Raw genomic sequence first — 12,530 nt, forward strand, 5'->3', positions numbered from 1 at the left:
GCCTTCCGAAAGAAAGGCCCCCGGGGTCGGGCGGCGCGAGAACCCCTCGCCGCCCGGCCCCTTTCGCGGCCCGCGCACCCGCGTCACCCTTCCCCCTGCATCCCTTCTCGGTGGAGTAGCACATGACCAGACACATACGAGGCATAATCGCCGCCACGGCGGCTGCCCTCGTGTTCACCGCGATACCGGGGGCGGCGGGCGCCGCCCCCCCTCCCGACACCAGGCAGGCCTTTGCTGCGCAGACCGACCCGGTCGACGCGCCGCTGCGCGCGAAGATGCGAGGCGGTGGGAGCGTCCGCGTCAATGTCGTCACCAAGAGCCGTGGGGACCTGGACAGCGCCGCGACCGCCGGTAATAGGGCGCAGTCCTTCGACAAGCTGCCGCTGGTCACGCTCAAGGTCGACAAGGGCGGCCTGGACAAGCTGGCCGCCAACCCGCGCGTGGTCAGCGTCACCGAGGACATACCGGTGCCGCCGATGCTGAACGAGAGCGTCCCCCTGATAGGCGGCGACAAGGCCTTCGCGGCGGGCAAGACCGGCGCGGGCACCGCGATAGCCATCCTCGATACCGGCGTCGCCACCAAGCACCCGTTCTTGGGTAACCGGGTCAAGACCGAGGCGTGTTACTCCGTCAACGACGAGAGCTACGGCGCTACCAGCCTCTGCCCCGACGGCACCACCGAGCAGGAGGGATCCGGCAGCGCGAACTCCGAAGCGGGGCCGTGCGCCACGATGGGCAACGCCTGCTTCCACGGCACCCACGTCGCCGGGATCGCCGCCGGCAACGGAGCCGGCATCAGCGGCGCACCCGTACGTGGTGTCGCCCCCGGCGCGGACCTCATCGCCATCCAGGTGTTCTCCCGGTTCGACTCCGACGAGTACTGCGAAGCAGGGGCGAGCCCGTGCGTGCTCAGCTTCACCAGTTCCCAGATCAAGGGACTGGAGAAGGTCTCCGCGCTAAGAACGGCCGGAACCAACGTCGTCGCCGCGAACCTGTCCCTCGGCGCGGGACGCTGGACCTCCGAATGCGCCTCCGACCCGCGCAAGGTGATCATTGACACCCTGCTCACGCGGGGTGTCGCCACCGTCGTCTCGGCCGGAAACAACGGCTACACCGACGCGGTCAGCGCCCCCGGCTGTGTGCCCTCCGCCGTCACGGTCGGCGCCACCACCGACGCCGACCAGCTGGCCACCAGCACCAACCGCGGCCCGCTGCTGGACTACTTCGCCCCCGGCACCGCCATCGTCTCCTCCGTTCCCGGCGGCTACGCCTCCATGAACGGCACATCCATGGCCGCCCCCCACGTGTCCGGCGCCCTGGCGATCCTCCGACAGGCTTTCCCCGCAGAGAGCATGACGGACCTTGAGTTGCGGCTGACCAACGCCGGGAAGGCCATCACCTACACCGGCGGCAGCACTACCCGTATCAACGTCGGCCAGGCGCTCAACGGACCGGCAGCGGAACCCGCACCGGACCCCAAGCCCCGCCCCACCAAGGTCATCAGCGAAAAGGCGTACGCCATCCCCGACGCGGGAATCGTCGAGGCGCCGATCACATTGTCCGGCGTCCCCGGCAACGCCTCCAGCGCGATGAAGGTGGCCGTGAAACTCACCCACAAGTCGCTCGGTCAGATCAGGATCGACCTGATCGCCCCGGACGGCCAGAGGTACCCCCTCAAACCGCTGTCCTCGGAGGGCGGCGGCACCCTCGACGAGATCTACGTCGTCGACGCGGGCACCGCCCCCGCGAACGGCACCTGGAAGCTGAACGTCAAGGACGCCGACACCGGCGACACCGGCACCCTCACCTCCTGGTCCCTCATGTTCGCATCGAGGGGCGGGGTCACCGAAGCCTCCTTCGAGAAGTCCGGGTCCTACTTCATCGACAAGGCCAACGGCATGCTCACCTCGCAGATCACCGTCGACGGGTTCACCGGCAAGGCCCCGCGCAACCTGCGCGTGTACGTCGGTGCCACGCACGAACGGATCGGCGACCTGAAGATCGACCTGGTCGCCCCCGACGGCCGTTCCTACAGCATCAAGCCGGCGACCCTGACGGAGCCCGCCGGCACCCTCAGCGATACCTACACGGTCGACGCAAGCAACTCCCCGGCCAACGGGACTTGGAAGCTCCTCGTCTCCGACATTGCCGACAATAACAGGGGATTCCTCACCGCATGGTCGCTGGGGTTCCCGTCGATCGAGAACCAGACCAGCCGCGCCATCCCTGACTCCGGCTCCGTCGATATGCCGATCACCCTCAGCGGCTACCCCGGCAACGCATCCCGGGAACTCAAGGTCCATGTGGAGGCCCAGCATGCGCGGCGCGGCGATCTGAAGATCGAGCTCCTGGACCCGAACGACAAGGCGTATGTGGTGAAGGCGACTTCGACGACGGACACCGGCCAGACCATCAGGAAAACCTACACCGTCGACGCCAGCACGGCCCCGGCATCCGGCACATGGAAGCTCCGCGTCTCGGACGTCTACGCGGGCTCCACAGGCACCATCGACAGCTGGACGCTCACCCTCTGACGCCCCCGGCTCGTAAGGAACCGGCCGCCGCCCGGGGGAGGGCGGCGGCCGGTCACGCATGCCGGGAAGCACGTCACTTGCCGTCCGGCAACCGGCTCGGTTCACGTCCTTGGGCACACCGTAACCGAAGGCGAAGGGACGCCTGCGGCCCAGGACCTGCACAACGGCAGCACTGTCGGTAGTCAGGCCACGAGGCATCTCTGCGCTTCCACCCACGTCAAGCAGGCGTCGGGCCGCGACATCATCGGGGCGCGCAGCGTCCAGCAGGAGACCGACCGTCAGCCGAGAGCGTCGAGCAACTCGCGCTCGCGCTGTGCGCTGAGGCCAGCACGTCTTGCCCGGTTCAGGCCTTGTTCGCGTTCCCAGAGCAACGTGTCGGCCAGCAGTTCAGCCCGGGGTCGATGACGCAGCCCTACGGCGCGAGCCGCAGACCCGTCCCGGGCGGAGAACCCTTCCCAGCCCGGTTTGGCCAGCCACATCGGCAATGACTCGGCCCCCATGTACTCGGCCACGCCGTTCGTGAGCAGCCATGCCGAGTCGGCGGTGATCACCGGACCGGTGTGCCTGCCGACGGCGCGGGACAGATCGATCCACTCTCCGAACGGAACGATCGGACCGACAGCGTCGTATATGCCGATGGTCCGCGTCTCGGCGGCGTCGAGCAGCCAGGCGGTGAGGTCCCGTACGTCGATCGCCTGTGTCGGCATGGTTGGTGCGTCGGGTACCAGCATCGGCCCTTGTGGGTCGCGTGCGGCGCGGGCCACCCAGTAGCCGGAGCGTCCGCTGTGATCCCCTGGGCCAGCGATCAGGCCGGCGCGTGCGATGAGAAGGCGGTCGCCAACAACAGTCGTCGACGCCCGTTCGCAGGCGACCTTCGCCTCGCCGTACAACGCGCGGTCAACGCGGGAACAGCGACAGGAGATGATGGAGGGACGAACACGGCACCTTCGTGGATCTTGAAGCGTAGAGAACTCCATGATCCACAGGTGCCGTGTTCACCTGCTTCCGGGGCCCGCTGCCGCGATCAACCACTCCAACCCGGGACGAGCCGGGCACACGCCGGGGCCCTGCTGCGTCTGCATCCCGACAAGACCCGGATCGTCTACTGCAAGGACGCGAACAGGCGGGGCTCGTATGAGCACACAGCGTTCACGTTCCTCGGGTTCACGTTCCGCGCTCGCGCAGCGCGCAGCGCGCAGTAAGCATGGGGTGACATTTCCGTGCTTCCTTCCTGCGATCAACAAGGACGCCCTGAAGAGGCTCAGTTCCGAATTGCGCGGGTGGCGGATCCACCGGCGCACGGGGCACACCTTCGCTCAACTCGCGCGCATCATCAACCCGATCGTGCGAGGGTGGATGCAGTACTACGGAGCGTTCTATCACTCCGCGCTGAAACCCCTCCTGCGGCGCATCAACGCCTACCTGGTTCCCCGACGGCTTCCTGTGGGGCGCCTCCACCGCCGCCCACCAGATCGAGGGGAACAACACCAACAGCGACTGGTGGTGCAAGGAGATCGCGGGCGCCGTCAAGGAGCCGAGCCTGGACGCCTGCGACAGCTACCACCGCTGGCGCGAGGACATGGACCTGCTCGCAGGACTCGGCTTCACCGACTACCGCTTCAGCATCGAGTGGGCCCGCATCGAACCCGCTCCCGGCCACTTCTCCCGCGCCGAACTGGCCCACTACCGCCGCATGGTCGAGGGCGCCGTCGAGCGCGGACTGCGCCCCATGGTCACGCTCCACCACTTCACCGTGCCGCAGTGGTTCGAGGACCGCGGCGGCTGGACCGCCGACGGCGCCGTCGAACGGCTGGAGCGGCACCACGGCTTCTGGCTCAACTGGTACGACGCCCACGATGGCTCCGTCCTCACGACCTGGCCCGAGAGCGGCGACCCGGTCCGCCCCTTCCTGTCCTCCGTCGACAACGCCTGGCTCGTGACCGGCCTGCGGATCGCGGCCCACGCCGACCCCGCCCTGCGCCCCCGTGTCGCACGACTGCTGGAAGCGGCCGACTGGTCGTACTTCTACACGCCCTACGACCCCGCCGACCCGGCCGGCCACCCGGGCCAGTTGCGCGGCGGTTTCTGGACCGACAACGGCGAACCCACCGGCCACCACTACGGCGCCCTCAACACCGAGCCCCGCATGGCGAGCTACCTCGGCATCGCCGACGGCACCCTGCCCGGGGAGCACTACTGGCACATGTACCGCACGATGCTCCCCGAATGGGAGCAGGAACAGAGTCCCGGAGGCGCGTACGTCACCGTCGACGGCTTCCGGATCTGGAACGGCAACTACAGCCACCGCGGCCGCAAACTCGTCCCCACCTGGGGCGGTTCCATGTTCGAGGCCCTCATGGTGCCGCTGTTCGTGCCCGAGTCCGAGTGGTCACCGCACGCGTGGGGCACCACCCACTCCCGCTACGTACGCAGCCAGATCGAGCACGGCCTGATCGAGCAGGCATACGGCTACTGGGGCTTCTCGCCGGCGAGCATCCCCCAGGGCGGCTACCGCGAGTACGGGGTGGACGCCATCGGACAGCAGGCCGACGGCTACCATCCCCTCGGCGTCGTCACCCCGCACGCCTCCTTCCTCGCGCTGCCGTACGCCCCGGCCGAAGCCGTCGGCAACCTCACCGCGCTCGCCCACGACTTCGGCGCGTACGACGAGGAGTACGGCTTCCGCGACTCGGTGGACGTCGTCGGCGGGCGCGTCAGCGACGCCGTCCTCGCACTCGACCAGGGCATGATCTGCGCGGCTATCGCACAGCGCCTGCGACCCGGCCTCCTTCAGCAGCCTTTCCGCACCGGCGGTTTCGCCGCGCGGGTACGGCCGCTGCTCGCCCGCGAGCGATTCAGTATCTGACCTGGCGGGATCAGCTTCCCTGGTGGTGGGTGCTGCGGCGGTGTGTTGCGTCGCAGCGCCACCGCTGACCGAGCAGGAGCCGGGTGTGTCAATCTACTGACTTCGTTTTGCCAGGGTGGGGTCTGTCCATTGAACGGCTCTGTCTCACATTCGGTGGTGACGGAGAGTTGTGAGGGTCGTTGACCTTCATGTGATGGATGGCAACGAGCTTGTGCGGATGGTGTTTTCGGGTCTGTCTCCGCTGGTCATGGAGGATGTGGACGACGAGGGTGAGCGGATCGCTGTGCGGGCCCGGACGCCGCTGGACACCGCGGTCTGCCAGGTGTGCGGGGCCTCGTCGGGTCGTGTGCACGGCTATCACTGGCGGACGGTGGCCGACGTTCCGGTCGACGGGCGACGGGTGGTGGTCCGTGTGCGGGTACGACGTCTGGTGTGTCCCACGCGAGGCTGCCGCCACACCTTCCGCGAACAGGTGCCCGGGGTGCTGGAGCGATACCAGCGACGCACGGCCCGGCTGACCGCGCAGGTCAAGGCCGTGGCCAAAGAGTTGGCGGGCCGGGGTCAAGGCCCGCTGTCACGTACACCCCGACGTGGCCACGAACACGATCGCCGCCAGCACCTCCCGATCCCCGTGCCGCCGCCGACCACCACCCTGCGGCCGCGTCGGCGGGCGGCGCCACCCGCTGGAACAACTCCCACAACTTATCCGGCACCAGCCGCTCAACGATCCCCACGTCCGCAGACTATCCAACGGTCCACATGAGATGGCTTCTCAAGAGGCCCGATCGACTACGAGCGCGAGTACCGAGCCACCTTCGCCGAGGGACTGGCCGCATCGATCGTCTCCACGGTTCGAGGGTATTGACACGTTGGAAAACCGCTCGATGTAGAGTGAAAAACGCCCTTGACCTGCAAGAGCAGGCAGGGAGCCGACCTTCTGGGAGTACCCAATGCTGCGCACGATGCTCAAGTCCAAGATCCACCGGGCCACCGTGACCCAGGCCGACCTGCACTACGTCGGTTCCGTCACCATCGATGCCGAGCTGATGGAGGCCGCGGATCTGCTGCCCGGCGAGCTGGTGCACATCGTCGACATCGACAACGGCGCCCGCCTGGAGACGTACGTCATCGAGGGCGAACGCGGCTCCGGTGTCATCGGTATCAATGGGGCCGCCGCCCACCTCGTCCACCCCGGTGACCTGGTCATCCTGATCAGCTATGCGCAGGTCGACGAAGCCGAGGCCCGTCGGCTGGCCCCGCGCATCGTGCACGTCGACGCCGACAACCGTATCGTCGCGCTGGGCGCCGACGCCTCCGAGCCGGTGCCCGGCACCGCCACCGAACGGAGCCCGCACGCCGTCCCCGCGGCGCGCTGATCAGGATCGACCATTGAGGGAGCACCCGCCATGGCAGAACAGACCGACCGGCTCGAACTCGACATCCGCGACGACCGCGCGAGCGGCAATCTGCTCGCGTACGAGAACGGCAAGGCCGCCGGAGTCATCGCGTACTTCGTGATGGACGGCGACCCCGCCGCGCTCGTCGCCGTGCACACCGTCGTCGAGCCCGGCCACGAGGGCAAGGGCATCGGAGGCGCCCTCGTCGAGGAGTTCTACGCCATGGCGGGCCGCGAGGGCGTTCCCGTCGTCCCGCTCTGCCCGTACGCCGCGAAGTGGGCGCAGCGCCACCCCGACCTGGCTCCCGAACCCCCGGCCGAACTGGTGGAGCAGGCGAAGTTGCAGCTGAAGTCCCGCCCGGAGCTGTAGATACGTACTGCAGTGATCCACGAACCGGCCGGGCGCTGTACCGTTCGGCCGGTGACACTCGCCCTGCTGCACACCTCCCCGGCCCACGTCCCGGTCTTCGACGCGCTCCGGGACACGGACCATCCCGGACTCGCCCTGCGCCATCTCGTGCACGAGGACCTGCTCACCCGGGCCAGGGAATCGGGCCCCGAAGCGGTGGCGGACGATGTCCGGGCGCTGCTCGCCGGAGCCGTCGCCGAGGGTGCGTCCGCCATCCTCTGCACCTGTTCGACGATCGGCGCGGTCGCGGAGTCGGCCGCGGAGACGATCGGCGTCCCCGTGCTGCGTGTCGACCGCCCGATGGCGTCCGCAGCGGCGGAACGGGAACGCGTGGTGGTCCTCGCGGCGCTCGCCAGTACCCTGGCGCCGACCCTCGCGCTGCTCGCGGAGGAGGCGGGGGACCGGTCCGTCGAGGTCCGTACCGTCGTGGTCGACGGCGCCTGGGCGCGCTTCGAGGCCGGTGACCGCGACGGCTGTCTGGACCTGGTCGCGGCCGCGGCCGACGCGGTGAGGGACGCCGATGTGATCGTGCTGGCGCAGACGTCCATGGCCGGTGCGGTCACCCGGACGGCCACTCGGATCCCGGTGCTCTCCAGCCCTCGGCCGGGCCTCGCCGCCGCGGCAGCCGTCGCGCGCTGACCTGCGGTACGGGCTCGGGCCCCGGCGGATCATTCGGAACCCGCGCGTGCGCACTCACCAGGCGCGGGCAGCCGCTCCGGGGGACGGTGGATGAGAGATCCACCCCGAACCGCCCGGAGGCCCCCGATGACCAATCCGTACCCCGACCCCGTGCCACCGGCTCCCACACCGGGACCGATGCCAGGGCCTCCGTCACCGCTGCCGGAACCGCCGCCTCCGCCGCCCGGACCCGTTCCGCCCGGCCCGGCGCCGGATCCGATTCCGAAGCCGCCCACGCCCGAGCCGATGCCGGAACCCGAGCAGTCACCGCGGTGGGCCGGATGATCGACGCCCGACGCGCCGCGGCGGCTCCGTCCGGTGGGGCGGTGCTTCTCAGCCGCCGGCCAGGACGGCGTTCGCCCGCGCGGTGACCTCGGTGAGTACGCGGCCTGCCGCTGCCAGATCCTCGGCAGGCAGGCCCGCGTACAGCCGGGCCGTGATCTCGGCGATTTTGGCCCTGTGTGTCTGCTGCCGGTCACGGCCCGCGGGCGTGAAGCCGATGCGCGGTGCGCCGTCCGCCACATCCTCCTCCAGCAGCCCTGCCGCGGTCAGCTCGGCCAGCGACGCTTCCGCGACCTCCGCTTCGATCTTCAGCGTGCCCGTCATACGGTCGACGAGCCGGTCCCGCTCGATCGACTCGCCGTTGTCCGCGATGACGTTCAGCGCCACTGACTGGTGGAAGGTGGTCTCGGTGGTGGCTAGCAGCCGTTCGAGAACGGCCCGGGTGGCGTAGTGGGCCTGGCCTATGACCTGGCCGTTGACGGTCGGTGTGGCAGTCATGGCTACTCCTTGTCCGGAACTTTCGACTTATTCGCAACTGCGGGGACCGGTACGTCCAGAAGCGTTGTCAATGTGCGGATGAACGCCCCGGTGTCCGCACCGTCCAGCCCGCCCAGCGGGGCCAGTTGCTGGTCGAGGAGCTCTCGTACGACATCGACCGCGCGGAGTGTGACCCTGTGCCCTTCCTCGGTGAGGGAGAGCTGAACTGCCCGGGTGTCACCGGGATCGGGGGTGCGCTCGACGAGACCGGCGGTCTCCAGGGTGCGGGCCAGCTTCGACACATAGAGCGGTTCGAGCCCGGTGTGGTCGGCGAGCCGGCGCTGACTGGGCCGCAGCCCCGACCGCTGCATCCCGAGCAGTGACCCCAGCAGGGAGTACTGCGCATGTGTCAGACCGAGCGGGCCGATCGCCCGGTCGACGGCCACCCGCCACTTCATCGACAGGCGCCAGACCAGGAAGCCGGGGGTCGGTCCCGCAGGAGCGTTGCTCATGACAGATAGAGTACATGGCTACTATATACATGGCTATTAAATCCCCTGAGCGAGGGCAGGATGCGCGGGAAGCGTGCTGAAGCCGCTGCTCTGCCTTCCCGGCGGACCCATGCGCGCCACCGCGCACCTCGGCGATCTCGATGGACTGTCGAAGCGGCGTCGGCTGATCATGCTCGATCTGCGGGGCACCGGTGACTCCGCCGTCCCGGCAGACCCGGCCACATACCGCTGTGATCGCCAGGTCGCGGACATCTACGCGTCCGGCGGCGCTTTCGACCCCGAGGCGACGCGCACCGCTGAGTGGGCATCGGCCCGCTTCACCGAATCGCGGCGGACCGATGTGCTGAACCGACCCGGACGGCGCTCAGATGGTGGGCGGCCGCACCGGCGCCGGTCCCAGCGTGGTGCTGCCGGGAGCGGCCCGGTGTCCGAGCCCCGTCCGGTAGGCGTCCATCGCCGCCTCGGTCCGCCCCAGGCGCCGCAGCAGATCGCCCAGGAGCCTGCAGATGTCCGCGAGATCACCCGCGGCTCCCGCCCGCTCCAGCAGGGACAGCGCGTTGACGTAGTGCTCCTCGGCGGAATCGAGCTCGCCCCGGTCCTCGTGGATGAGGCCGAGCAGCCGGTGCGCGCCTGCGGCGTGGACCGAGCCCCGTTCGGGGTGCAGTTCGCCGAGGAGGCGGTGCAGGAGCTCCTGGGCTTCGGCCGTCTTGTCGCGCCGGCGCAGCACATCGGCAAGCTCCACCTCGACCTGCGACGTGTACAGGGCGGCCCGTTTCGATGCCAGCATGTCGCGGGCGGCCCGCAGTTCGGTCTCGGCGCCGGACAGATCACCGTCCTGTGCGTGGACATAGCCGCGCATCCAGTGGCAGTGCGCCAACTCCGTACGGATCTGCAGCTGTTGGTAGATCTCGGCCGCCTTGGCGAGGGAGGCGTCCGCCTCCGCGGTGCGGCCCGCCGCTATGAGCGTGCGGGCGACGCTCCGGTGCAGCCCGGCGATCAGCTCCGGATCGGACACCTGTGGGGCGAGAGCCAGCGCCAGTTCGCCCGCCTGGGCCGCGCGGGCATGGGCGCCCATGTCCATGTACGGCGCGATCGCGGCCGTGTACAGCAGCAGGAGTGCGCCGGGGTCCTGCAGTCCGGAGGCGTTGAGCTCGTCGATGGCGCTCTCCAGCAGGTAGCAGGAGTAGCGGAGTTCACCGGCCAGGAGGTGGGCTACGGCCCGGCCGCGGATGGCCGGGGCGCGCCGGGGGAGCGGTGCGTCGGCGAGCAGCTTCTCCGCGGCCTCGAAGTGCCCACGGGCCACGGGCAGATCGCCCGTCTCCAGCGCGCACTGGCCGAGCCCGAGCCGGGCCGTGGCGCGTTCGCCGTCGAGGCCGTGCCGGTCGGCATCGGCGAGCAGCCGGGTGTAGGCGGCCGCGGCGTCCTCGGCGGCGCCGGTGGCCAGCGTCCGCTGGGCCTCGACGAGCTTCAGCCGTAGATCGGTGGCGAGATGGGCGGGGCGTCCCGTCGCCAGCTCCTCGTACGTCACGCCGAGCCGCTCCGCGAGGTGGCGCACGGCCGCTTCCGAAGGGCGGACCCGGCCCGCCTCCAGGGTGGAGATGTAGGCGGGGGTGTAAGCGGGTTCGGCGAGCTGGCGTTGCGTCAATCCGAGCTGTGTACGCAGGCGTTGTACGCGACGCCCGACAGCTCCGGGGTCGCCGTGCGGGCCGTGCGGGGATTCCGGTCCGTGCGCGGGGTCCGTTCCGGTACCTCGTCCCGTCGTGCGCTTCTCGCTCATCGCGCAGCCCCTTCTGTCTCGCCCGGCCTCGGAATGCGGTCCGTGCATCGTAAACGCCTGGTTACGAGTCTCAACCACTCGGTTCCCGGGCCTTGTTCGAGGGCCCGCATCCTTCTAGGTTAAGCGCCACCTTAAGTCTGCTTACCCCATGAGTTATGTCACGGTCCTGCCGCAGGACCCGAAGGAGTTCCCCATGCGCATACGCCCCCACGCGCGCCGAACAGCAGGACCGGTGGCGGGACTGGCTCTCGCCGGCCTCCTGGCGGCGACCGCCGCCCCCGCGTCGGCCACCCCCACCGACACCGACGGTGGCCGACGCATCGAGGCCGAGTACTTCCCCGACCCCGGCGGCCCGGGCCGGACCGTGGAGGTCCCCGCCGCGCCCGCGCAGCGGGGACCTAGCGCCGCCGCCCCGCTGAGCGCCGCCGAGGCCGCCCTCGACGGCACGGTGGGGAAGCAGTCCGTGACCGGCCCCACCGACGACCGCCTGGACGTCGTGATCATCGGCGACGGCTACACGGCCGGCCAGCAGGGCGACTTCCACGCGGACGCCACCGCCAAGTGGGTCGGCATCACCGCGCTGGAGCCGTACAAGAGCTATCAGGGCCTGTTCAACGTGTGGACCGTCGACGCGGTCTCCAACGAGTCCGGCATAAGCGGCGACCCCGGAGCGGACACGGTGAGGGACACCGCACTCGGCAGCTACTTCTGGTGCGCGGACACGGAGCGGCTGATCTGCACCGACATCGACAAGGTGGACGCGTACGCCGCGATGGCCCCGGCCGCCGATCTCGTGGTCGTCATCGCCAACTCCACCAAGTACGGCGGCGCAGGCTACTCCGGGCTCCAGGCCGAGGGCTACCCCTTCAACGGAGTCTCCACGCTCTCCTCCGACCACGCCTCGTCCGGTCTGATCGCCGCTCATGAGATCGGGCACTCGGTGGGCCTGCTCGAAGACGAGTACACCTACGACGCGTACGGCACCTGGACCGGGGGCGAGCCGGGCGGCATCAACTCCACCACCCACACAGCCGAGCAGCTCACCGAGAAGCAGGCCAAGTGGTACCGCTGGCTGGGGCAGAGCGATCCGGCGGGCGGCACCGTCGGCACGTACGAGGGCAGCGCCTACTACCCGTTCGGCATCTACCGCCCGACCACGTCATCGATCATGCGCGAGCTCAGCAACACGGAGTTCAACCTGCCGGGACGCGAGGCGATGATCGCCGGGTTCTACCGCGCGGGCAACGCACTGAGCAGCACCGTCGACACGGGCGTCACCGTCGGACCCGGTCGCCGCATCACGGTGGCCCGGGCCGCTCTCGGGACCGTCGGCGCCAAGCCCCACGCGCACCGGCCCGGCACCGGCACCGGCCTCGCCAGGACCGAACTGCGCTGGTACGTGGACGGCGTCGAGAGGGTCTTCGCCCGGGGACGCACCTCCGTCACCGCGGCCTCGCTCGGGGTCCACGCGGACGGCCGCGGCCACAAGGTGACCGCCCAGGCCGTGGACCGTACGGCGGCCATCCGCGACCCCGCCGTCCGCGCCCTGGCCACCGACACCCTCACCTGGAGCATCAGGGCGACCGGGCACCGGTAGCA

General features: G+C 69.8%; 9 protein-coding genes and 5 pseudogenes. 9 read left to right on the top strand and 5 right to left on the bottom strand.

Annotated elements, in window-relative coordinates; all coding sequences use genetic code 11:
• The first annotated feature begins 122 nt into the window (after positions 1–122).
• A complete protein-coding gene (locus OG507_RS37600) occupies positions 123–2,534 on the top strand; it encodes a proprotein convertase P-domain-containing protein (RefSeq protein ID WP_327371572.1) in 2,412 nt (803 codons plus the stop codon).
• A 278-nt stretch (positions 2,535–2,812) separates the two neighbouring features.
• Here the strand turns inward: OG507_RS37600 and OG507_RS37605 are convergent.
• A pseudogene (locus OG507_RS37605) lies at positions 2,813–3,436 on the bottom strand (oxidoreductase); the annotation flags it as partial.
• Between the two features lie 232 nt (positions 3,437–3,668).
• Between OG507_RS37605 and OG507_RS37610 the strand changes: the two are divergent.
• The 3 genes and pseudogenes from OG507_RS37610 to OG507_RS37620 form a co-directional block, all read left to right on the top strand.
• Positions 3,669–3,899 (top strand): annotated as a pseudogene (locus OG507_RS37610) (group II intron maturase-specific domain-containing protein); the annotation flags it as partial.
• A gap of 76 nt (positions 3,900–3,975) precedes the next feature.
• On the top strand, positions 3,976–5,400 hold the full coding sequence (locus OG507_RS37615; protein ID WP_327372231.1) for a family 1 glycosylhydrolase: 1,425 nt from the start codon (positions 3,976–3,978) through the stop codon (positions 5,398–5,400).
• Positions 5,401–5,593: 193 nt separating this feature from the next.
• Positions 5,594–5,959, top strand: a pseudogene (locus tag OG507_RS37620) (transposase family protein); the annotation flags it as partial.
• 18 nt (positions 5,960–5,977) lie between these two features.
• On the opposite strand, the pseudogene OG507_RS37625 reads toward OG507_RS37620, so the two are convergent.
• Positions 5,978–6,134 (bottom strand): annotated as a pseudogene (locus OG507_RS37625) (transposase); the annotation flags it as partial.
• Positions 6,135–6,350: 216 nt separating this feature from the next.
• Here OG507_RS37625 and panD point away from each other — a divergent pair.
• Genes panD through OG507_RS37640 form a run of 3 tightly spaced genes read left to right on the top strand, consistent with a single transcriptional unit; the run spans position 6,351 to position 7,844 of the window.
• Positions 6,351–6,776: an aspartate 1-decarboxylase gene (gene panD, locus OG507_RS37630; RefSeq protein ID WP_327371573.1), complete on the top strand. Its 426-nt coding sequence runs from the start codon at positions 6,351–6,353 to the stop codon at positions 6,774–6,776.
• 30 nt (positions 6,777–6,806) lie between these two features.
• Positions 6,807–7,166 carry a GNAT family N-acetyltransferase gene (locus OG507_RS37635; protein ID WP_327371574.1) on the top strand — a complete coding sequence of 120 codons (360 nt, stop codon included), beginning with the start codon at positions 6,807–6,809 and terminating at the stop codon, positions 7,164–7,166.
• 51 nt (positions 7,167–7,217) lie between these two features.
• Complete coding sequence (locus tag OG507_RS37640) at positions 7,218–7,844, top strand: aspartate/glutamate racemase family protein (RefSeq protein ID WP_327371575.1); 627 nt, start codon at positions 7,218–7,220, stop codon at positions 7,842–7,844.
• Positions 7,845–8,216: 372 nt separating this feature from the next.
• Here the strand turns inward: OG507_RS37640 and OG507_RS37645 are convergent, their stop codons facing one another.
• Complete coding sequence (locus OG507_RS37645; protein WP_327371576.1) at positions 8,217–8,663, bottom strand: hypothetical protein; 447 nt, start codon at positions 8,661–8,663, stop codon at positions 8,217–8,219.
• A 2-nt stretch (positions 8,664–8,665) separates the two neighbouring features.
• The gene (locus OG507_RS37650) at positions 8,666–9,154 is read right to left on the bottom strand and encodes a MarR family winged helix-turn-helix transcriptional regulator (RefSeq protein ID WP_327371577.1); all 489 of its coding nucleotides are present in this window, start codon (positions 9,152–9,154) and stop codon (positions 8,666–8,668) included.
• Between the two features lie 73 nt (positions 9,155–9,227).
• Here OG507_RS37650 and OG507_RS37655 point away from each other — a divergent pair.
• Positions 9,228–9,413: pseudogene (locus OG507_RS37655) on the top strand (alpha/beta fold hydrolase); the annotation flags it as partial.
• A gap of 105 nt (positions 9,414–9,518) precedes the next feature.
• Here the strand turns inward: OG507_RS37655 and OG507_RS37660 are convergent.
• Positions 9,519–10,931: a tetratricopeptide repeat protein gene (locus tag OG507_RS37660; protein WP_442811077.1), complete on the bottom strand. Its 1,413-nt coding sequence runs from the start codon at positions 10,929–10,931 to the stop codon at positions 9,519–9,521.
• Between the two features lie 148 nt (positions 10,932–11,079).
• Between OG507_RS37660 and OG507_RS37665 the strand changes: the two genes are divergently transcribed.
• Positions 11,080–12,528 carry a M64 family metallopeptidase gene (locus tag OG507_RS37665; RefSeq protein WP_327371578.1) on the top strand — a complete coding sequence of 483 codons (1,449 nt, stop codon included), beginning with the start codon at positions 11,080–11,082 and terminating at the stop codon, positions 12,526–12,528.
• Positions 12,529–12,530: the final 2 nt, after the last annotated feature.

The organism is Streptomyces sp. NBC_01217 (assembly GCF_035994185.1).
Classification (GTDB): domain Bacteria; phylum Actinomycetota; class Actinomycetes; order Streptomycetales; family Streptomycetaceae; genus Streptomyces.

What these genes read in the sequence shown, in the direction of transcription:
- OG507_RS37645 (WP_327371576.1), bottom strand. Translation starts at nt 8,663, where the DNA reads ATGACTGCCACACCGACCGTCAACGGCCAGGTCATAGGCCAGGCCCAC.
- panD (WP_327371573.1), top strand. Translation starts at nt 6,351, where the DNA reads ATGCTGCGCACGATGCTCAAGTCCAAGATCCACCGGGCCACCGTGACC.
- OG507_RS37665 (WP_327371578.1), top strand. Translation starts at nt 11,080, where the DNA reads ATGAGTTATGTCACGGTCCTGCCGCAGGACCCGAAGGAGTTCCCCATG.
- OG507_RS37600 (WP_327371572.1), top strand. Translation starts at nt 123, where the DNA reads ATGACCAGACACATACGAGGCATAATCGCCGCCACGGCGGCTGCCCTC.
- OG507_RS37635 (WP_327371574.1), top strand. Translation starts at nt 6,807, where the DNA reads ATGGCAGAACAGACCGACCGGCTCGAACTCGACATCCGCGACGACCGC.
- OG507_RS37650 (WP_327371577.1), bottom strand. Translation starts at nt 9,154, where the DNA reads ATGAGCAACGCTCCTGCGGGACCGACCCCCGGCTTCCTGGTCTGGCGC.
- OG507_RS37660 (WP_442811077.1), bottom strand. Translation starts at nt 10,931, where the DNA reads ATGAGCGAGAAGCGCACGACGGGACGAGGTACCGGAACGGACCCCGCG.